The organism is Candidatus Methanoprimaticola sp. MG2 (assembly GCF_047501175.1).
GTDB lineage: Archaea > Thermoplasmatota > Thermoplasmata > Methanomassiliicoccales > Methanomethylophilaceae > Methanoprimaticola.
This window is the reverse complement of sequence record NZ_JBEQWH010000002.1, coordinates 15280-37945: the sequence shown is the minus strand read 5'-3', so window position 1 is coordinate 37945 and position 22666 is coordinate 15280. Positions and strand designations below refer to the sequence as shown.

The following is a 22666-nucleotide window of genomic DNA, read 5'->3' as shown; positions in this document are numbered from 1 at the left end:
GATGAGAGTTCAGGTGCCTGACCGGAGAAATCCGGAGGAATACACATGAAAACAACCAAATTGGAAGTCACGGGGGGGGGCTATGCCGCTCAAAACTCCTCGCGGCTATCGCCGTTCTGGCGATCGCGTTCGCGGTCTTCGCAGCTGTACCTGCAGTTGCCGATGACAGCGATGCGAATACCGGAACGGGTGTCACCGAGAACGACACGGCCAAAGTGCTCGAGGTGACCATCGGTGATGAGAAACCAACATCATACACCGCTACAGAGATTTCTAAACTCAACAGTGCGATTTCAAAAGCCGGCGACACCGTCACTATTGACGTTCTGAGAGACTTCGAAATCAAGTTGACCGACGAGACTTCTACTAATAATGAGGGTAAGATCAAGATCACCGGAGCCGAGGATGTCATCATCAACGGAAACGGTCACTCCATCACGGCCCTGGACGGTGCGAAGAACAAGAACATAATGTTCATCAGCAGCACCGGAGCCGTTGAGATCTATGACCTGACCCTCAAGGGATCACTCGCAAATAATTCCACGAACCACCACGGGATCAACATCTACGAATCTGATGATGTGACGCTCGTGAACGTCACGTCCAACAACAATGGGGCCGCCGGAATCCAGGTGAACGGTTCCAATGTCACAGCCATGGACATCACCGCCAACGGAAACCAGTGGGGAGCCATCAACGTGGACAAGACCTCGAAACTCACCCTGACCGGAGAGAACGACCTCGGCACAGGATTCCAGATCTGGAGCGAGGAAGCCGGGAAGGTCGATGCTGCCGGTTTCGAGAAGTACGGATGGCAGAAGACCTCTGATATACAGAGTAAAGGGATGGGGGCCGTCTGGTTCGAGGGAGGTAAGATAACCTCCGCCTTCACCATCGGCGAAACCGACACCATCGACACCGACGGCAAGGTCCTTGCCGTCCAGCCCGGAGCCTCTGTCACCATCTCGAACGGAGCCAAGTTCTCAGGAACACTCGGATTCGGGAACAGCAAGGTCACGATGATCGATGTGACGGGCGGAACCGACGGGATCAAATTCTCCTACGGGGCCGCGACAGTGGCGAAGACCACTGGAGCCGCCGCCGATGTGATCGGGATCAAAGGAAGTGTCACTGAGAACAACGGGATAATCACCGTGTTCGGCGAGGCCAAGCTCACCGGGAAGGTCACGATCCCCAGCGGCGTGACCCTCTCGATCGATGCAGGGTCCACGCTGACCATCCCCAAGTCTATGACCCTCGAGGTCAGTAACGGAGGAAATATCGTCAACGGAGGAGTCATCGAAACAGAGGATTCCACCGCGAAGGTCGACCTGAAATCTGGGGCGACACTCACCGCCACACCCGGGTCCGAGACCAGTGGAGTTACCCCCACTGGGACGATCAAAGCTTACAAGGGCGCGAAAATCAACGGAGAAGAAGTTGAGATTCCGATTACCACACCTGAGTCCGTGAAGACTGAGGAGATGCTCGTCACGATGATCAATGCCAACGTTCCGAGCATCAAGGTCACTGAAGACATCCAGCTCTCGTCCGATCTGGAGATTCCCCAAGGGATCACGATTGTTGTCTCGAGCGGAAAGAGTCTGAAGGTCGGAGACGGTGTTGTTCTGACCAACAATGGGACTATGGCCAGGGACGACACGACGAACAGTACCGGAAAGATCAGCATCACTGGTACCGGAAAGTTCGTGAACAACGGCGAGTTGGACATTCTCCTGAGGAATGGAGAGACAAGTGACACCGACAGATCCATCGCCCATTTCGGACCTATCGGAAAGGCCGAGGATGGACTATTCAGCGGGAGCTTCGAGTTCACCGAGGGTAGCATCAAGATCACCGGAACCATCGATGAGGGGAAGATCACGGTCTGGAAGAACGACGTCAAGATCACTGGCGAGATAAACGGGAACCTGGTCATCGTCGATAAAGAGAGCAATACAGATAACACGAACGTCATCTTCGAGAACGTCACCATCAACAGCAGTGCCGTCGTGAAGCTCGACGAGAACATCACCAGCTACTCCTTCAAGGGTGAGGACAACTACATCTACGGAACCATCGTCCCCCTGAATGACAAACCCGTGGAGATGACCGTCGGTGACAAGGCTGCACTGAAGGCGTTCACCGGGGCGAAGATCTCCGGAAAGATCACGATCAAGGCCTATGAGGGCGGAAAGATCGACCTCAGCCAGGCCCAGAACCCACAGAACGTCGGAGAGGACATCTCCGCGGACAAGACATACGGTCAGCTGGAGAGCGTCACCATCGTAGACACCCTGAACATCAAGAACAACTCTACCGTCACCGTCGAGGGAAGCTTCCACGTCAACGAAGGTGTCACCCTGACCATCGAGAGTGGATCGAAGCTCATCATCGACAGCGTCGCCGCATCCATGGTCATAGACGGAAGAATCATCGTCGAAGAGGGCGCTGTCCTCGAGGTCAGAGACGCGGACAATGTCAAGGTCGCCGGGTCCATCGAGTCCGAGGGAGCCGTCACGATCGGTAGCACCGTCACCATCAAGGCCGACGGAAGGATCCTCGCCGACTCCGGGGATAAATCCTCCCTGACGATCACCGAGGGACTTACCGTCGAGGCAGGCGGAATCCTGGATGTCCGTACTGCGGTCACTACCGGTGACGACGGGATCACCAATAAGGGAACCGTCACGCTCAACGGAGCCGTCCTGAATGGCAATGTCGCGATCAACATGGCTGCCAACGGCGCGGTCGTCGAGATCAAGAGCTTTACTGGAAACAACGACAACACCCTGACCATCACCGACCTCGGAATGGAGTTCAAGAAGGATACCGCATACGTTACCAATCCCAACTCGATCGAGCTGAAGATCACCGAGAATCAGACTGGATTCAAGGGAATCGTCATCACCGAGAGCATAACCTCTTACAAAGACAAGGAGAACAAGACTGTCTACAAGAACCACATCGCTCTCTCCGGAACCCTCGGCATCGCCGATGAGCGTTCTGAAGCGAACGACGATCCTGACGCACGCGCAGTTGTCGTCGCCGGACCCAGCATCCTGGTCCCCGAGACCCTCGTGGTGCCCGCAGACGTGACCCTCACCGTGAACGGGAAGATGTCCGTCGCCGGAACCCTCACCGCCAATACCGACAAGGAAATCAATGGAAGCGGGGAAATCACCGTCACTGGACTGATTCAAACACAAAAGAAGATCAAGACCGCCACCGTCAACGCGGCCATGTACGAGACCACCGTCGAGGGAGAGACCGTGTACAACTACACCACCCTCAAGGCCGCGATCGACTCCAAGGCCACCGACATCACCACCTCCGGGAAAGTCAAGGTCAACGAGACCCTCGAGATCCCCGCAGGAGTCACCGTCAGGAACAACGGCACCATCGTCATCGGAAACGAAGATAAGAGGGATGTCGTCGTCACCGTCAAGAACGGTGCCACGATCAGGAACGGAAACGTCGAGGTCGACGGAACCCTCGTGTTCGAGAACAAGAAGGACAACAGGGCCGGGAAGATCGTCAGCGATGTGTCCGTCATCGGAGAGGTCGATTCCAGATACACCAACATCTACACCGCTCTGAACGAGGCGGAGTCCGGAGATGTCGTCACCATCACCTCCGAGGAGACCGTCGTCCTCGACGCCAACGCCACGATCAAGGCCGGTGTCACCCTCGACGTCCCCAACTCCAAGAACCTGGAACTGAACGACGGTGTCACCCTGACCGTCAACGGTACGCTCAAGACCGCCCATGAGGTCACACCCCAGACCGATTTCGCCGAGGAGGCTTCCGTTCTCAACAAGACCTCCGCGATGGTCGTCAACGGCACCTTCATGAGCATGGAGCCCGTCGACTACGCGACCTACGAGATCGCCGGAGCCTACTACACCATCGTCAACAGCCTCGGAGACTACGACTACGTGTCCCCTCTCGATGTCGCGGCACATGTCGAGGCCGAGATCAATGGCGGAACCATATACGTCTACGGAAAGAACACGGCCGGAGATGTCGAGTTCATCGGAACCGAGGATGTGCCCGTAACGATCAATGTCATCGGAAGTGCGGAACTGACCGCATCCTCGATCACGCTTGACGAGGCCTCCATCTACATCTACGGAACGTTCACCGGATCCGTTACCGTCGCGGATGCGACCGTCGCCGCCAACAAGGTGGGATACCTGGTCATTTCCTCCGAGGACGGGGACGAGGACAGGATGGTCATCAAAGGAGATGCCTCCGACGAGGATGACAAGGCATCTCTCAAGATCGAGTCGGGAACCGTCGCGGTTCTCGATCTGGTCTCTGCCGAGGTGTCCGCTGACGCCACCGTCGTCGTTCCGACGAAGGCGACGCTCTCGGAGAACGATGCATCGTCTTACGGTCTCCCAGCCATAGCCGACACCGTCATCTACGGAACCGTCAAGGTCGCTTCCGGAGAGACCATGACCGTATACGGCGTCTCTATCTTCGGAACGCTCGATGTCGCAGCAGAGACCGACACCACCGCAGCCGGAACTCTCAACGGAGAGGGTCTGATGATCGGTGTTGACATAGACGATCTTATTGACACTGAGGATGACGGAACGACCGGAGCCGCGGCGACCGTCAACGGACCGCTGGACGTCTCTGAGATCGTCGTCCTGAACGGTTCCTCTCTGTCCGAGTCCACCCTCGAGTCCATGAAGGACATGAAGTCCACCGCGTACGATGTCGAGGGATCCGTCTGGATCACCGTCTACGACAGCACCGGCGGATTCCAGATCGGATGGATCGAGAAGGCTCCTGTGAAGAACGCAGAGTTCACCGGAAAGTGGCTCGATGCCGACAAGAAGCCCGCTAACGACAAGCCCGTCGGAGAGAAGGACTACGAGACCGTCTACGCCGAGGTCAACTACGAGATCTACGACGTCTTCGTCTACGCCAACGACGGCATCGCCAACGTGTACCTCAACGGCGACATCATGAAGAAGGGATCCATAGACGAGGGTGGAAAGACCATCCAGGGATTCATGGCGACCGTCAAGGCAGGGGACTACACCATAACCTTCGATCTCGCACAGGGATGGAACGGCAACGTCACCATGAAGGTCAACGGCAAGGACGTCAGCGGAACCTCGTTCGAGGCATCCGGCGACAAGGCGGAGGGAACCGGTACGGAGTACATGGTCCAGCTGTCCGGTGTCGAGAAGTCCGACGCACCCGTCACCCCCGTCGCACCCTCCGGTGACGACGGTATGACCATCACAGACTACCTGCTGATCATCCTCGTCGTCCTCATCGTCGTCATGGCAATCATCGTCGCCATGAGGCTCATGAGGAGCTGATCGGAAACACACGGATGAGCGAAGGCTATCGACCAATCACCTGAAGAGCAAACACAGGGGCCCGGAAGGGCCCCGAGACCCACATAGATCCTGAAGAGCAAACACCTTCCCCGTGCCCTCCGGGGCACGGGACGTCACCATCACGCTCACACCTCACATGCTCGCGCAATGACGCTAAACCGGACTGCGGTTTCAAAAATGCGTATTCCTCCGCAGACCTCCTTACGCCCTGCAAAAAACAGGGCGGTCAACACGACGGCATGTGAGGTCTCATGCGAAAGTACCGCGTTTCCCGCACACGGCGCTCGAATCAACGGGGATCCGGGGTTTATATCCGACGGGACTTAGGCGGGATTAGGCATTGTGTATACCTGAGAACGGAGATGGATGAGACATCAGGTGCCTGAAACCGGAGAGATCCGGAGGAATACACATGAAAACAACCAAAATGGATGCTGTGGGGGGGGGGGCTATCCCGCTCGAAACTCCTCGCGGCCGTCGCCGTTCTGGCGATCGCGTTCGCTGTGTTCGCGGCTGTACCTGCAGTCGCCGAGGACAGCGACGCGAATACTGGTGTTGAGAGCAGCACCAGTTCCAGTGGAGCTATCACAACCGTTGAAGCTCTCACTAATGCTTTGACCACTACTGGAAGTACTTCCATAAACCTCGGTGCCGACCTAACACTGACATGTTCTAACACCCTTACCATCTTCTCCGAGGGGAAAACAATCGATCTCAACGGGAAGACCCTGACAATCACTGGTGAGAACCTTCCGAAGCTCATAACGTTCTCTGAGAATCTCGAGTTTAAAGATGGAACACTAGTCGTCACCCTAACCGGTGCACCCACAGATGACATAGCAAGTTTTCTGAGTATGGCTGCGTTCTACACTGAGACAACAGAAAAGACGCTCAAATTCACCAACCTCACTCTGAAGATGACCGTGTCCGTGGACAACGAGAAATCATTCGGAATCTACGGTGGCGCAAACAAGGCATTCACCAACGTCGACGGCTTCATCACCGCAGGGAACCGTGCGATCCAGATGGATGGTTCGAACACTCTGATCTTCACTGACTGCGGATCTGCAGAAGCTCCCTTCGTACTCAGTGGACACGAGAAGGCGATCCAGGCGAAGACCTGCACCGGCGGAGTGACCCTGATCAAATCCTACATAGACCTGGAGCTGCTGGAGACCGGCGGACTCAACGGAGGGTCCGATGACGCGTTCGCCCTGAAAGCGAGCAAACTCACGGTTGACAAGGACTCTGTGCTCAAGGCCGACGGTGTCCACATCGTCGGATCTGGCTCGGAGATCAGCGGAAAGCTGTATGTCGAGTACAACTCCCTCAACATGAGGGCCGCTGACGGAGAGAACAAGATCGCCATCCCCGGAGGACTGATCCTCTACGGAGAAGATGGCAACGGCAATCCCGGTAGCGCTACGACACTGACCGTCAAGGATGCCGGGGAGCTCTACGTCGAGGCCGGATGTTCCATCGCCGGAACCATCACCGGGACCAAGACCGCTAGCAAAGACGGCACCATGACATTCGGGAATGTCACTACAGAGAGTGAGAAAACCGTCTTCACCTACGCCACCGTGGACTCCGACGCGAAGTTCGTCGCTGGATCCCTCGACCTCACCCAGGGAAAGGTCATCGTCGACGATCTCACCGTGTCCACGAACACGGTCATCGGAGCAGACGTCACGGTCAAGGGAAAGCTCACCCTGGAAGGTAACATAACCGTCGATGGAGCTCTCAAGGTCGAGGGCACATATGAGGGACAGAGCAAGGAGATCAATGTCGGACCCACAGGGAAGCTCACCATAGGATGCGACATGAGCGGAGCGATCGTCAACAATGAGGGGATCGTCTATCTCACCGACAAGGACGTCACCCTCCCCGCGATCACTGGACCCGGAACCTTCGATGCGTCCCAGGTCGCGAAGGATGGAACCATCAGCGGAGAATGGAAGACCGAGACCCCTTACGGAGCATACCAGACCATCACCCTGAGCGGAGACACCACTCTCGCCGATGGGACTGTCATCATCATCCAGGGAAAGCTGATCATCCCCGAGGGGATGACCCTGACCATCGAGGATGGGGCGAAACTTGTCATATACAATGGAACCGCATCCCTTGAGAACGATGGAACGGTCGTAGTCCAGTCCGATAAGGAAGCGATAGCTACCGTTTACGGTGGAATGGCAAATTACATCGGAGGTCTTGCGGCCTCCAACGGTGCTAAGGTGATCAACAACGGAGTGATCTCTCTGGATTACACACTTCTCACCAATCAGACAACAGACTCTATGAACGCCACGATGACAGTTAATGGGGCGAATCTCATCAACGACGGTCAGATCATCGTTGGAGAGACATCCAGGTTTGTCCCGAATGAAACATCCGTCGTGAAGAACAATGCAGATGCGACGTTCGAGCTGAATGGACAGAGTGCACTCAAGGGTACGTTCGAAAACGCAGGACTCGTGATCATCAATGGGAACATCAGGGTCAACACGACGATACACCAGGTTGCCGACGGAGCGAAAGTGGAGATTGTGTCCCTGGAGAGCTGGAACAACAACGGTACTGTCTACGACCTCATTATATCTGACCTCAAGATTGTTGATACAGCTAAGAAACAGTATACGAATGACAATACGAACACCGTGGTCCTCTCGCCTGTCGCGGACTGGTCCATAGAGGGTCTCACTATAACGACCCAGATCGTGAAGAATACTAAGATCACGACAACAACCGAGTATTACAAGCAGTTCGACATCGCTGGATCCGTCGTATCCTCCTATCTCAAAGAAGGTGACGTTCCTAACAGTCACACTGATGTGGATGTGGGATTCACAGGAAGGAACATAATCGCAGGAGAGTTCTCCGTTGGAAAGGATGTTGCCATCAAGACTGCCAACTCCGGTGACTTCGGCATGATCGTCTCTGGAGATGTATCGGTTGTCGAAGAGGGTGCATTCACCTTTGCTGCCTCTGGGAACAATGACCTGACTGTGTCTGGAAAGATCACGCTGGTCGGATCGGACATCACTGGAAGCGGTACAGTGAATGCTGCGAAGTACGACATTCCTGCAACGACTGGCGTCAAGAAGCAGAACATCTACACGACCCTCGAGACCGCCCTCGCCGATGGTGCCAAGAAGATCACCATGAAGGGAGAGAACACCATCAAGACCGAGTCCGTCACCATCCCTGCAGATGTGACGGTCAAGAACGAGGGGCTCCTGACCATCGCCAAGGAGTCCAAGGTCGATTTCAAGACCGGGTCCAAGCTCCAGAACACCAACAGCGAAGGAGAGGGGATCGTCGTGAACGGCGTCCTCTACATCGAGGACGTGAAGGGGACCAAGAACCCCGCCACGATCACCAGCGATGTCACCATCGCCGGCGAGAAGGACATCACATACTGCGGACTCGCCTACGCGCTCAACAACGCGGAGGAGAACGAGGTCGTCGAGCTCAGCAACAATACCTGCATCAAGGAGTCCATGAAGATCCCCGCCGGCGTCACCCTCGACACCAAGGGATATGAGCTCTGCATCCACAAGGGAGTCACCCTCACCGTCGACGGGACCCTGTACATCAACGAGAGCACCATCAAGGTGAACACCCACATCGTGGGCACCGACGACCTCAAGGACAACATGAAGGTCGTCCTCAACGGAATGATCAAGTCGAAGGAGAGCAGCATCCCCGCGGCACTCGGACTCGCAGGAGCGTTCTACTCCATCGTCGAGAAGGGAACCACCTACAACATCGCAGAGCCCGTCGCCAATGCGGCCGCCAAGATCGCGGATGCAGAGGACCAGACCATGAACCTGAGGGGAGAGCTCGCCATCGGCGACGTCACCTTCGCGTCCACCACAGACAAGCCTGCGAAGATCTACGTCGAGAACAACCTCTCCGCAGGGACCATCACACTGGACAACGCCCAGATCATATTCGCTGCCGGAAAGACGTTCGTAGGGACCATCGCCAACGGCGTCGGGTCCGTAGACATCTCCGGACTCGCCGGAACCGACATGAAGATCGCCTCCGTGACCGCAGATGACGTCGTCTCCCTGAAGGTCACCGGAGGGTTCGACAAATACACCGATGCCAAGAAGACCACTGTCTTCACCGCTGTCGGCAAGGTCACTCTCGGAAAGGCAGACATCGCCATGATGACCGTCGACGGAGAGCTGTCCGTCGCGGATGTCGAGTCCAAGATCGCCGACCTCGTGATCAACGGGACCGTCACCGTCCAGAACGAGAAGACCCTGACATCCGACAACATCGAGGTCTTCGGATCCCTCGTCGCCGTCGCCAAGACCGACAGCAAGGGACAGGGCAACATCGTCGTCAACAACCTGTACATAGGTGTGGCCAAGAAGGTCATCGACGAAGGGAAGACCGGTGCTGCGGCATCCGTCTCCGGAGAGATGACCGTCAAGAACATGGCAGTCGTCTCCGATGGATCCACGATCCCCGCCGATGTCGTGAAGGGTATCCCCAGCACCGAGTTCTACGTCGAGGACGAGAAGTTCGTCACAGTATACGACTTCAACGAATCCGCCGCCAACAAGGTCGACATAAACGACATCAAGTACGTCGTTCCCAACGCCGACCCCAATGGATGGGTGAAGGCTGACGGAACCTCCATCAAGGACGGAGAGAAGATCGGGTCCGTCGACAAGGTCGATGCGAAGATCGAGTACGATGTCTATGTCGTCCGCGTTCTCGCCAACGTCGGTGTCAACGATGTCTCCATCGATGGTAACCTCATGATGTACAACCCGCTTCTTGGATTCTACCAGGCTACCGTCTCTGCAGGAAAGCACACCATCACATACACCCTCGCCAACGGATTCAGCGGAGAAGCGAAGATGGCGATCAATGGGGCCGTCTATGAAGGCGCCACCTGCACACTGAACGGAATGGACTTCAACATCTCTGGAAAGTTCACTGAGTACGACACTGATACTGCCTTCGAGTCTAATCCCGTCGTCACCCTCCAGCTCACCGGCATCGAGAAGTCCGGATACGTCCCCGACGCACCCGACTCCGGCGACAACGGCGGAATGACCATCACAGACTACCTGCTGATCATCCTCGTCGTCCTCATCGTCGTCATGGCCATCATCGTCGCCATGAGGCTCATGAGGAGCTGATCGCGAACACACGGATGAGCGAAGGCTATCCCCACTGACCTGAAGAGCAAACACAGGGGCCCGTAAGGGCCCCGGCACCAGCCCAATCCTGAACAGCAAACACCCTTCCCCGTGCCTCTCTGGGCACGGGACGTCACACATCACGCTCACAACATCACAGCATCACTAAATGCCGCTAAACCGGTCCCCGGTGTCGGAAAAATGCGTATTCCTCCGTCGGACCTACTTACGCCCTGCAAAAAACAGGGCGGTCAATTCTCCCATGAGAAATATGCAAATATCCTGTTGAAAGGAAAAATGAATGGTGTTTGTGACGGGATCACTGCCCGCCCTTGGGACGGCATCCCGTGATTATGTCCTTGCTGAAGTCGAAGAGGTCCTTTGTCTCGACCCCGTCGGTGAGCTTCAGGACCCCGGTGCCGTCCACCTTCCCGACGACCGCCCCCTCGCAGCCCACCTCCCCGAAGATGTCGATGATCTCCTGGGAGTTCTCCGGGGGACATGCGAAGCAGAACCCGCATCCCTGGTACGAGAGGTACCATCTGATCTCGTCCACCCCCTCGGGTCTCGGGATCCTCGTGACGTCCACGACAGCACCTACATCGGACGATTCGAGCATCATGCCGAGTGTCCCGATGCTGCCGGGGTTGCTCATGTCCTTGCACGAATGGGCCAGATGCCTCTCGCCGACCACGGCGACGGCCTCCATCTGGTCCCTGACGATCTCGTCGGACTTCTGCACGGTGGTGACGAACGCGTAGTGCAGGTTGTCCGGGTAGAACCCGTCCGTGTCTATGACGAAGACGATGTCGTCGCCGGGCACGGCGGTGCTGCTCCTGAGGAGCGCGTCCTTGGCCACCCTCCCGACGATGGATATGTCGATGGCGTTGTAATGACAGTCGGGATGCACATGGCCTCCCACGATGGGGACGTTGAACTTGCGTATCCCCTCCTTCATGCCGCGGATGATCTCCTTGCACACCGCACCGTGGACGATGGACATCACATCCACCATACCCAGGGGCCTGCCACCCATGGCCGCTATGTCGTTCACGTTCACGAGGACGGCGAAGTACCCCGCATAGTACGGGTCCGTCGTGACGAGGGACTCCATTATGCCGTCCGCGGCGAACAGGATGTACTGGTCCCCCACATCCAAGGCCGCCGCGTCCTCTCCCTCCGCCGCGACGACCTGGGGGAACCCCGTCGTCGGCAGGAGGTCCACGATCCTGTGGATCGCGTTCTTCCTGGTAACGCCCGGATAGGCGCGTATAGAATCTACGATGTCTGTGATCGACGCCACAGTCCTTTCCTCCTGAGTCCCCAGATCGACAGCGCGCAGAGCGCGATCATCGCAACGAAGAGGACCACGTACATGTATTGGAAGTTCTCCCCCGGAAGGCCGACGTTCATGCCGTAGAAGCTGGCGAGCATCGTCGGGATGGAGATGATCAGCGTGATCGACGTCAGGAACTTCATGACGCTGGCCAGCGAGTTGTTCAGGTCGGCCTCGACCAGCTGCCTGGTACCCTTGATGATCTGACTGTACGTCATGGTCATCTCCAGGGCCTGGTTGGTCTCGATTATCACGTCGTCCATGAGGTCCCTGTCCTCCATGGTGGAGACGAAGCGGGACTGCTTGCTCATCCTCTCGATGATGGACGCGTTCACGCTGAGGGATGTCTTGAAGTAGACCAGGTTGGACTCCAGCTCATGGAGCTCGAAGAGGTCGTCCCTCCTGGTGGCCTTGCGGATGGACTCCTCGATGGCCATCCTCTTGACCTCGATGTACTTGAGGTCGGTCTGATAGTTGATCGCGATCCTGAACAGGATCTGGAGCACGAAGCGCGACCTGTTGGACACGTCGTACACGCTCTTGCTCTTGCTCTTCCCGGTGGCGATGTTCGACAGCGCGAAGAGCTCCTGGAGACAGACGGTGACGATGGCCGAGTCGGTGACGGTTATCGAGACGGGGTAGGTGGTGAACTCCTCGCGGTTGTTCCTCCACTCCCTGGTAGGGGCGTCGACCAGGATCAGCGTGTAGTCGGAGGCGACCTCCGTCCTCGACCCCTCCTCGTCGTCCAGTGCGGACGTCAGGGCCTCCCTGTCCACGCCCAGGAACGCCTGGACGGTGTCGATCTCCTCCGCCGTGGGGGCGACGAGGTTGATCCAGACATCCTTCTTTATCTCGTCCGTCCTCACGGGACGGCCCTCCCTCATCTCGTAGACCTCCATCATCGACCCTCACCTCCTCAGAGCACCATGGATATGATCACCAGGACGAACAGGAACAGGACGACGCTGGAGATGCTGCCGGCGATGTTGTCGGTCATCCTCCTCCTGCGCTCCTCGTCCCCGATCCTGAGCTTCTCCAACAGCCAGCTGACGCCTCCCGCGAATATGAACCCTCCGTCCAGCACGTACGTGGGGAGGGCGTTGGATATCGCCAGGAGGATGTCCAGCCAGAACAGCCAGTAGAGCATCGTTATGACCATCCACATCAGGTCCCCGCCCGGGGCGTCGTACCACCAGCGGATGTCATCCGATATGGGGTCCATGCCGTTGAACGGTCCGGACAGGTACGAGAAGAACGACGTGAACATCCCGTACGCGGAGTCCGCGTTGTAGAACGGGTCGGTCGCGCGGTCCATCATGAGGTCCGGGGTGGTCAGGGTCATCCCGCCGGTCGTGGTGGAGACCCCGAAGAACCCTATCCCGTTCCTGTCTGTCAGGACGACCTCCTCCGAGGTCATCACGTAGCTGCCCTGGTCGTCCATCTTGGACACGGTGGTGACCGTGACGGTCTGCCCCCCGTGGGTGCCCTTCATGAACGAGGTGAAGTCGCCGGGGTTGCCGATCATCGTCTCATCACCGTCCACCGTCAGGCTGTACAGGAACGTCCCGGCGGCGATGCCGGCATCGTCCGCGGGGCTGCCCTTGGTGATGGTCTTGACGAACGCGCCCATCTGGACAGGCTCCGTCTGGAACGTCTCGTCGTGGTACAGGTATGTCAGTATGTAACGTTCGGTCGGATCGAAGTCGAAGTCGACCGATGCCGCGTTCCCGGAGGACGTGGTCGTCAGGTCGCCGGACGCCGTGCCGGTCAGATCCGTCCCGGACAGCAGGGTCCCATCCTCGTCCGATATGCCGATTATGAGCGACGACGTGGGTATGCCCGCGTCGTACGCGGGGGACTCCGCATCGATGGAGTAGACGCCGGGCGTCGAGCCGTGGTCCGTGGTGACGAAGCTGCAGCACAGCAGCATGAGCACGATGCTCAGCACCGCCACTATCGTGTTGACCGTGATCCCCGCCGCGTAGACATCGATCTGCGCCTTGCGGTCGGCCTTCCTGAGGTCCTCCTCGTTCGGCTCCACGAAGGCCCCGAGTGGGACCACGCCGTAGAGCAGCCCGGACGAGTCCACGCGCATGCCATTGACCCTCGCCTGTATCCCGTGGCCCAGCTCATGAACCACCATCGCGACCACCAGGGCCACGACCCCGTAGCTCAGCGGGAGTATGGGGTTGAACCCGGGTATGGCCAGGGCGTACTCGATGCCGATCGACGAACCGGACGCGAGACGCTCCGGAAGGGCGATGACGGCGACGATGAGCATGTACATCATCATCAGGAACAGGACGGCGGAGACGATCTTCGAGAAGAACCCGAAGGCGTGCCAGAACCGCTTGTACCTGGCGAAGCGGTCCATTGTCCTCATCCCGAGCTGGGTCTTGATCATGATGCAGGGGCCGTACTTCTGGAGATGCCACCTGGCAGCGGCCTCCGGCCTGCGCCATGCCCATATCCAGATGGGGATGTACGCGACAAGCAGGATGATAAGAACCAGATACGCCGTGCTCATTAGAAATCTCCCTATCCGCGGGATGCCATCCTAATATATATATATCGGAGTGGGGGAGACGCTCCGCCTCCCGCGCTGTTTCACAGACGAACGATCTCAACGTCCCGCAACGAATCCATGACCCTCCCCGCCCAGCGGAGCTTCCTCGCCTTCACCGCCGGGTCGGAGCCCTCCTTCGCACGCGGACGGTCCAGGTCGAACCCCTCCAGGAGTATGCGCCTGCACCCCATCTCCTGTGCGATGCAGACCGCCCTGTCGCCGTCCGTGAACCCGCCGAAGTTGAAGACGGTGTTCTCCGGCCTGGACTGGGTGGTCAGGACCACGGGTCCGCGGAACAGCCCCGCATAGGACATCACGAGGTCCCCGTTGTCCCCATGGGCGTGGACGAACGTCACCGCCCCGCGGGCGCTGGCCTCCAGCTGCGGACCGATGTCGCCGTCCAGGTCGGTTACGACCGCATCCGGCATTATGCCGAGCGCCATCACCCTCCCCACGGCCGACCCGGAGCATATCAGCGTCCCCACCGGGGGATGGGCCGAGACATCCGACTCCAGGCGATCCGCGTCCCCGAAGACCGTGGCCTCGGGACCGAACCTCTCCCTCACGTCGTCCGGGTCCACCAGGTCGGAGTTCAGCGTGACCGCCTTCAGCACGCGGACGGAGGACTCGTCCTCCTCCCGGGAATAGCCCATGTCCTCCAGTATCCCGGAGTACAGGGGCTCCCATTCAGAATACCTCATCCTCCTGCCTCTCAGGTACGATACTGAGCGGGAGCAGCCTGCTCTTCAGGAAGTTGCTGAGGATTGATATGGCGACACCGGCGACGATCTCCACTATGCCCGCGTTGACGGACACGAGCAGGCCCATGGAGGACATGATTATGTCCAGGACTCCGAACACCACCAGGCCGAGCGAGAGGAGGCCGGTGAACCCCATGATGGACGAGAGCACGATCTCCCTCCTCTGGACGAACGCGTCTATGAGCATCCCGATCTGGTAGATCACAATGGCCATTATGACAGGCCATATCATCGCGGACGCGAAGTACAGGACCCTCAGGATGTCGCTCTTGAGGTACAGGTTCCCGATCTCTATGGCCGCATAGGCCGCCATCACGATGACGATCGCGGCGGATATGCACAGGAAGATCACGGACGTCGTGTTCCCGACGACCACGGAGGTCATGCTCCGCTTCACCCTGTGCAGCCACTCCATCGCATCGTACCCGTACAATATGAGTATCAGACCTATGAACAGGACGACCAGCGACCCGGACATGTTGGTCAGTGACGAGATGTCGTTCTCCGATATCATCAGAAGGACACCGGGGACGATGAAGAACAGCGATATCATGAGGAGTATGAACCCCAGCGGGACGAGGAACCTCTTCCTCTTGTCGGGGTCGGCCATCATCTTCGTGAGGATGTAGAACGTCCCCTCCAGGCCCGGGGCCTGTTTGACGTAGACCTTCCTCACCGAGTCCACGTGCGCACGGGACGAGATGATCGGGTAGATGTACTCGTCCTCCGCCCCGTCCCCCACGAGGACCACGCTGTCCGGCTCGATCTCCTCCAGCACCTCGGTCAGCTGCGACACCAGTGCGAGGTCGGACCTGTGCCCAACCTTCTCGTCGCCGCAGATGAGCGCGACGTCCGCCTGATGGCCGTCCTCCTGGAGCTCGAGACAGACGCTGACCGCCGCATAGAGCGCGTTGAGATCTGAGTCCTCTGGATCCGCTATTCCGAAGGCAGTGGCCGCGTCGAGGCAGTTCTGGACACCTATGACGGGGGTGTTCACCTTGCCCTTGACACCGAAGTCGTCGTCCCTGTCGACGACCAGGACCAGAGTCTTCTTCATGGTTGAGGATTCGCTTCCCCATTTTAATGACTTGCGACAGACGCTACGCCCTCCGTACGCTCCGGGCCGCGATCGGACGCGCATCCTTATATGGCCGATGCCGTTGGGGCGGGCTATGAGGATCGTCCACCACGGGCATTCATGCTTCGAGTTCGCCGATTCCCGCATCACAGTCGTCATCGACCCGCATGACGGGAAATCGATCGGGATCAGGCCGCCTACCGCATCAGCGGACGTCGTCCTCATGACCCATGGGCACTACGACCACTCCTCCGCGCGCTCGATCCGCGGCGACCACACGGACATCATGTGCAGGGAGGGGGAGTTCGAGGTCAAGGGGCTCCGTGTGGAGGGCATACCGACGTTCCACGACCATCGCAACGGCGAGGACCGCGGGATCAACATGATGTACCGCTTCGAGATGGACGGTCTCACGTTCTGCCACTGCGGGGACCTGGGATGCGTCCCCGGACCGGACGTCATCGGGAGGATCGAGGGCATCGACTTCCTGTTCGTGCCGGTGGGAGAGGTCATCACCATGACCATCCCCGAGATCAGGACGTTCCTGGAGCTCGTGAACCCCAACGTCATCGTCCCCATGCACTACAGGGTCGGGGGCCTCTCGCTCCCCCTGTCCCCTCTGGACGACTTCCTCGGCATACTCCCTGAGGAGACCGTCGAGTACATGGGCAACGAGATCGACATCCTTCCGGACGACATGTCCGACATGAAGGAGTGCTGGGTCTTCAGCAGGTGATGCATGGGTTTCAGAGGCTTGACGCCAAAACATCACCGAAGAAAAGGACAAAAATCGATCTGCCTGTAAGATGGATGTATTTGGAACATCATCGGGTGCATTTCATCAATAACGCCGTTTTATATAGCATAATAGCAGCACGAAAAATTATATCAACAAGATATCTACAACTCCATGTAAGTGCATGAACAGGGAGAGGATACTTCACAAGAATCAGATTGATGTCGTAGTATGCCAAATCGGATTCAATGTGATATTCGGTATCGATGAAAGAATGGGTGCAATCCAAGAAGACCTCAGATCGAGGTACCCCTTCAGTAGCATTTCCGTAGAAGGAGAACCATTGCCATCCCCTGGCATCAGCCCCATAAACAATTACTGCTTCGAATCCGATGATCGTAGATGGAAGGTCAACATAACAAGAGGGTTCCTATCCATATCCACATGTGCCTACCAGAACTGGGATGATTTCAAAGACAGGTTGCACGACGTCATGGATATCGTTTGCAAGCATCTTAAACTCGACAGTACGACGCGCATAGGCCTCAGATACATCAATACGATCCGCAGGAGCAGATTAGCCACCTATCCAAGTGATTTGCCCGAATGGAGCGATCTCATCGATGTCCACACACTCGGTCTCATGGGTGTGCATGCAAATTCCACGAACACGTACAGTTCCAGGATAGAGTACGAATACAAAGAATCCAAATGTTGCACCACATCTGGACAAATAAGATTCAATGATGATGGAGAAGTCGGATTCCTGATAGACAACGACGTGTTCACAGATAAGGGCGAGAATGTGGATGATGTTTTCAACATCCTCGATAAGTTCAACAATATCTGCTATGAACTGTTCGAATCGATGATCACAGACAAACTCATGGAGATGATGAGATGACCCAAACACACTGGGGATTCCAACATATCATGCCATATCCCACCCAGATGATTACGGATGGGATTGGACATAGCAACTTCAACATCCAAGGATCAGCAGGATGCAACCGCGACTCATTCTACAGTCAAAGATCTAGCATCAATGCATCCATATTCAATGAAGCCAGAGATACAATCCCTAATGGTCGGAAATGCTCTAGACGTGCTAGGGACCTGATCGATGACCTGGATTTCTACATCAACCTGTACGATGTCCGTTTCAATCTTCCAAAAATCCTGATCGACGTATGTCCAGACGAGATATATTTCGAGTGGATATTCGCACACTTCAGAATAGGTCTGCTCATCCACAACGATGAGAACTCTGACGCATGGTTTATTGTGGGCGACACAGTCATGAACGATGTCGATGAGAAATACAAGCTGGATATTGAAGGAATGATGAGGATCGCAAACATAGTGAGAACCTATGGCAATGAATCCTGATTCCGAATACCCTCCGAGAATGATTCGCGGAATCAAAAGGAAAGAATGGGCGAACGATGCGCCGCCTTATAGATCCGCATTCTTCTTCGATGAATCCATACGCAAAGATGGCAGCGTGAGATGTCTATATACTGGTATGATTGCGAGGAAGCACTCGACCTTCTCAGGTCCCAAAGTCGGGAAGGAAGACCATTATTCCAAGGAGGATATGCAGTCATATTGAGAAGCACCATCGATAGGATGAAGAATGATTTCGATGTGGACTATGAGCGTAAGCCTACCAAACATAACAGGTTCCACGGCAATATACTCATAGGGAACGACCCGATAGATGCCAGACGCTTCGCAGCAAAACTGGCAATGTCATGCGAAAGCATCTGCGGATTCATTTCTTGAAGCCGTTGTTCGATATCGATATTATTCCCATCCCATTCTTTTGTCGAGTCCGCACTTACAGAAACATATGATCTATAGGATTCGTATCCAATCCCTAGATCCGATGCATTCTGGCAATTCAACTTTCAACTAAAAGTTGAGAATAATCTAGACGATAACAAAAATCGATGAAATCTAAAGAACGACCCGGGGGATTCCCCGGGTCAATAGAGAGCGAGTCCGTCCTCGACCTTCCCCATCTCTATGGGCGTGGTCTCGTCTCCTATGACCGCTCCCTTCGAGTTGGCTATGACGCCTGCGCCGACGGCGCGGACACCGTGGTTCACGGTCGTGCGGACCGCATCGACCTTGAGGACGTCCTTTATCAGGGCGATCTCCTCGTCGGACGCGTCCATGTGGCAGATGCAACCCTTGTTGGTCACCCTGCATACGGAACCGACCGTGTTGATCCCACCGATCAGGGAAGGCACAGCCTCTACCCCGAGGACGTCCTGGATCTGATCCAGTATCCTCTTGGAGTAGTCGGGGTTCACTATCGCACCATGGTCGTTCACGAGGATGTTGTTCCCCGCAGCATTGAGCCTGTCATCGAGACGGGTGCAGGGGATCCTGGCGGAGATCCTTGCGATCTCCCCGTCGTCCGCGAGCATCGAGACCATGGCACCGTTGGAGTTCATGGCCACGAGCGAGCCCACGACGAACGATCCGCCGACGGAGAGCTTCACGACATCGACGCCGAGCACCTCGCCAAGGGTCCTCTCGAACTCGGGCGAGGCGTCGGCGGCGGTAAGGGCGAGGCTCTCGTTCGCGGTGGCGAACACGGCAATGTTGGGATTCCCCCCGTAACGCGAGAGCCTCATCATTTGAATCACTCCGCGAGGGAGACTTCCACAAGGCCGTCCTCGAACTTGACTGCCTTGACGGTGATCTTGTTGGGAGGGTTGCGCATTCCGTTCTCCCAGAGCTTCTCGTTGACGCTGGCATCGATCCAGACGTTCTCCTCGGAAACCCTCATGTGCCTCTTGACGATCTCCCTGACCTCTTTGACGGCACGGTTCGCCCTCCTGGTGCGGGGGGCCTGCTTGGTCTTCCTGAGGGGAATGACCATGATTCTCTCTATCTCGTCTGCCATCGTAATCACTCCTTGATCTTGCTCATGCGCCACGACCTTCTCTTGGGGTGGCGGAGGAACTGCCTGTTGGTCCTGATCATGACCCATGCGGGGACACGGCGGTTCTGCTTGACCTTCTTGTTCAGCCTCTGTTTCATTGCGGGGGCCTTAGTGCTTGACATGATTATCTCCTCTGTATGGTGATCTCCCTCTGCTGAGGGGTGATCTGGGCAAGGATGTTCTTCAGCATGGCGTCATCGATGACTCCCCTGAGCCTGCCGCTCTGGGCAAGCTGGATCAGCTGATTCTCGACAGAGGCTGCCATCTGTGGGTTGGCGAGCCTGATGTTGGCGAGCCTGTCGCGGGCCTCCGGCGTAAGGATCTGCCTGAGCGCACCCTGCTTCTGCGCCTCCATCCTGGCGGCCTGCTCCTGCTGCGCGGCCTGATTCTGGGCCTGCTGCTGGAGGTCGGCATACCTCTTCTGTCTCAATGCTTCCAGTTCGGGGTCTTCCATGCTGAATCCACCTCAGGCCTTCATCTCGTCGTAGACCTCTTTCGCAGTGTTGTCCAGAAGGGACTGTCCGGCGGGGCTGATTGCGCGGCCCTCCTTGTCCTTGGAGACGAGGTAGCCTGCGGCCTCGAGCTGCATCATGCACTTCCTGGCGATGTTGCGGCTTCCCTTGACTGCCCTGTTGGGCATGGATCCCTTGTCGGCGTATCCACCGTACTCGGCTGCGAGCTTGGAGGATCCCATAGGGCCTTTCACGTAGAGCTTTCTCATGATGGAGGCAGCCCTGTTGTACCACCAGTCTTCCTGGCAGGGAGCCTTCTCAGTGTGCCTGCCGGTCTTCACGAACTCGGCCCACTCAGGAGGAACGATGTTGGGGTTCTCCTTGAGCTTCTGGGCCGTCTTGAGGATGAGTGCCTCGGCGGGAACGTCGTAGACGGTAACCATTTTGATACCTCGCACCGCCCCGCGATCGAGTCACGGAACGGCTACGGGCGCGTGGTAGGCTGATTTTGTATATAAGCATTGCTAGAATAGTCAAGACAAATGGATAGAACCAATCTTCGAGCTCCGCACGTTCGGCACATGCCCCCGTACGGCCTGGGGAAGAAACTTCCCCCACGGCAGAACGACCGCGAACCACGGTCGCCTGATATCCGTGATTCCACCGCATGATGAATACATATATAATGATGCCGAGGACTAGTGCGCTTCCTAATTCTTCGATCCTGTAATTCAATCTGGTTGTTTCTTCAAAAAGTCTGTGGTATTTTTGCAAACCTTTATGATATTGAATATATATCAATCAGCAAAGCTGATTGATTATAATTCAATCACTAAAAGGAATGATGGAAGTCCGTCTCTGAAGCGATCCGAGTATCGAAGAAACGCCCCCTGCCTGGCCACGGCAATGGCCTTTCGAGGGGCAGGAGACGGACGGCCGTAGGGTGGCCGTCATGAGCAGGAAGGGAACAGGTTCTAAAAGGAATTGGCAGAGGGACAATGGAGCGGAAGGTCGTTTCATAGCGGAACTGGACCGTTTCCTGGAGGCGGAGGCCGTCAGGGCGGCACTCCGTGCCACCAATGAGGGGAAGGTCGGCGCTCCAGCTCGATCTTCACCATGCCTGACGGTATGTGATACAAATATACAATTGCACCAAATCAACGTTAACGAAATGGAAAAATTGCACCAAATCAAGACTTGTGAAATCGTTATACTGCACCGAATCAACGTTAACGGAGAGGATGGGTGCGACCTTCCGCATGACCATGGGTTCGACGGACCCGGAGGAAAACAAGAAATCCAGGCCCGTCAATTGTTTGACCGCCCCGTACCGTCCGTCCCTCACAGCGACATCCGGACAGGGCCAATCACGGGAGGCACCATGTCCCTCCGTCCCGTGGCGTCAACGGCCGCACGGACTCCCCCATGACTAAAGGGATCCCATCGACCTCTGATATTGACCATGCGATGCGGGGTTATAATCGAAACCACGAACATGTTCACGTCATCCGGTCCCGCGGTAGGAGTCCCTGTAGAACCTGAATATGTTGTATTCCGCGTTCCTCAGGACCACGTTCAGGGTCGACTTGGAGCAGCCCAGGATCCTGCTGAGGTCGTCGAGTCCGATCTTCTTGGGAACGCTGTAGTACCCCAGGTCGAATGCTATGTTGAAGTACTCGTCCTGCTTGGACGTCAGGACGGTGTCCCTCACCAGGGCCTCGCTGGAGACCTTCTCGTACTGGTATCCTGCATCGCGCATGTTCCTCAATAATGAGTTGATGCTGGGACTGTTCGGGCCTATTATGGACCACTCTATGAGCGTGTCCGTGCGCGGGACCGCAGACGAGAGGAAGCATCCGGACTCATTGATCAGAGTGGACAGGATGCACTTGCGATTGAGGACGAATGCATGATACTGTGTCCGTGAGACCTTGGACACCGTGCACTCCCCATGAGAGGACTCGTAGTGCCCCGTGGGCATGGAATCAGACGGGTCTGTGATATGAATTATGGAGTAACCGGAACCGGCATCAAGCATGGAACATGCCTGAATTTTGACCTTGGCCCCCCCCCCTCTTCCTCGTCAAACAGCGAAAGCGGAAGCATAGCGTGGCATGGATGCTCCTCGTGAATCGTAGAACGGTCCAGCAGAATCTTTACGCAATGCATCTAACCATGTCAATGAATCATCCATCCATTTATATTCTTTTTGTATACATATTACAGGCTATTATGCTATTATGATATTAAGGG

General features: G+C 56.6%; 16 protein-coding genes. 5 read left to right on the top strand and 11 right to left on the bottom strand.

The features are described from left to right. The first annotated feature begins 347 nt into the window (after positions 1 to 347). Together V5D86_RS01570 and V5D86_RS01565 are read left to right on the top strand one after the other, a co-directional pair. Entirely contained in the window at positions 348 to 5342 is a 4995-nt protein-coding gene (locus V5D86_RS01570; RefSeq protein ID WP_414594945.1) for a hypothetical protein, read from the top strand. A gap of 452 nt (positions 5343 to 5794) precedes the next feature. Beyond that, positions 5795 to 10528, top strand: a complete 4734-nt coding sequence (locus tag V5D86_RS01565; protein WP_414594944.1) for a hypothetical protein — start codon at positions 5795 to 5797, stop codon at positions 10526 to 10528. Between the two features lie 319 nt (positions 10529 to 10847). On the opposite strand, the gene V5D86_RS01560 is transcribed toward V5D86_RS01565, so the two are convergent. The 5 genes from V5D86_RS01560 to V5D86_RS01540 all read right to left on the bottom strand — a co-directional run bounded on the left by V5D86_RS01560 (position 10848) and on the right by V5D86_RS01540 (position 16248). Beyond that, positions 10848 to 11831, bottom strand: coding sequence for a methanogenesis marker 2 protein (locus V5D86_RS01560; protein ID WP_414594943.1), 984 nt, complete (start codon positions 11829 to 11831; stop codon positions 10848 to 10850). Continuing rightward, complete coding sequence (locus V5D86_RS01555) at positions 11807 to 12766, bottom strand: magnesium transporter CorA family protein (RefSeq protein WP_414594942.1); 960 nt, start codon at positions 12764 to 12766, stop codon at positions 11807 to 11809. The genes V5D86_RS01560 and V5D86_RS01555 overlap by 25 nt, the downstream gene beginning before the upstream one ends. A 14-nt stretch (positions 12767 to 12780) precedes the next feature. Next, positions 12781 to 14391: a site-2 protease family protein gene (locus V5D86_RS01550; protein WP_414594941.1), complete on the bottom strand. Its 1611-nt coding sequence runs from the start codon at positions 14389 to 14391 to the stop codon at positions 12781 to 12783. Between the two features lie 80 nt (positions 14392 to 14471). After that, complete coding sequence (locus V5D86_RS01545; protein ID WP_414594940.1) at positions 14472 to 15131, bottom strand: 6-hydroxymethylpterin diphosphokinase MptE-like protein; 660 nt, start codon at positions 15129 to 15131, stop codon at positions 14472 to 14474. Then, positions 15118 to 16248 (bottom strand): DUF373 family protein, encoded by a 1131-nt coding sequence (locus tag V5D86_RS01540; protein ID WP_414594939.1) that lies wholly within the window; start codon positions 16246 to 16248, stop codon positions 15118 to 15120. Before V5D86_RS01540 ends, V5D86_RS01545 begins: the two co-directional genes overlap by 14 nt. A gap of 115 nt (positions 16249 to 16363) precedes the next feature. Here V5D86_RS01540 and V5D86_RS01535 point away from each other — a divergent pair, with 115 nt between their 5' ends. From V5D86_RS01535 to V5D86_RS01525, 3 genes are all read left to right on the top strand, one after another. Next, positions 16364 to 17005 carry an MBL fold metallo-hydrolase gene (locus V5D86_RS01535; RefSeq protein ID WP_414594938.1) on the top strand — a complete coding sequence of 214 codons (642 nt, stop codon included), beginning with the start codon at positions 16364 to 16366 and terminating at the stop codon, positions 17003 to 17005. A gap of 184 nt (positions 17006 to 17189) precedes the next feature. Beyond that, a complete protein-coding gene (locus V5D86_RS01530; RefSeq protein ID WP_414594937.1) occupies positions 17190 to 17909 on the top strand; it encodes a TIGR04255 family protein in 720 nt (239 codons plus the stop codon). Next, a complete protein-coding gene (locus V5D86_RS01525) occupies positions 17906 to 18394 on the top strand; it encodes a hypothetical protein (RefSeq protein ID WP_414594936.1) in 489 nt (162 codons plus the stop codon). Before V5D86_RS01530 ends, V5D86_RS01525 begins: the two co-directional genes overlap by 4 nt. A 599-nt stretch (positions 18395 to 18993) precedes the next feature. Here V5D86_RS01525 and V5D86_RS01520 read toward each other — a convergent pair. The 6 genes from V5D86_RS01520 to V5D86_RS01495 form a co-directional block, all read right to left on the bottom strand. Continuing rightward, positions 18994 to 19653: a translation initiation factor IF-6 gene (locus V5D86_RS01520; protein WP_414594935.1), complete on the bottom strand. Its 660-nt coding sequence runs from the start codon at positions 19651 to 19653 to the stop codon at positions 18994 to 18996. A 5-nt stretch (positions 19654 to 19658) separates the two neighbouring features. Then, entirely contained in the window at positions 19659 to 19922 is a 264-nt protein-coding gene (locus V5D86_RS01515) for a 50S ribosomal protein L31e (RefSeq protein ID WP_414594934.1), read from the bottom strand. Positions 19923 to 19927: 5 nt separating this feature from the next. Then, positions 19928 to 20083, bottom strand: a complete 156-nt coding sequence (locus tag V5D86_RS01510; protein ID WP_178197285.1) for a 50S ribosomal protein L39e — start codon at positions 20081 to 20083, stop codon at positions 19928 to 19930. A 2-nt stretch (positions 20084 to 20085) separates the two neighbouring features. Further along, a complete protein-coding gene (locus tag V5D86_RS01505; protein ID WP_414594933.1) occupies positions 20086 to 20415 on the bottom strand; it encodes a DNA-binding protein in 330 nt (109 codons plus the stop codon). A 12-nt stretch (positions 20416 to 20427) separates the two neighbouring features. After that, on the bottom strand, positions 20428 to 20856 hold the full coding sequence (locus V5D86_RS01500; protein WP_414594932.1) for a 30S ribosomal protein S19e: 429 nt from the start codon (positions 20854 to 20856) through the stop codon (positions 20428 to 20430). Between the two features lie 1061 nt (positions 20857 to 21917). Beyond that, complete coding sequence (locus tag V5D86_RS01495) at positions 21918 to 22451, bottom strand: helix-turn-helix domain-containing protein (protein WP_414594931.1); 534 nt, start codon at positions 22449 to 22451, stop codon at positions 21918 to 21920. Positions 22452 to 22666 lie beyond the last annotated feature (215 nt).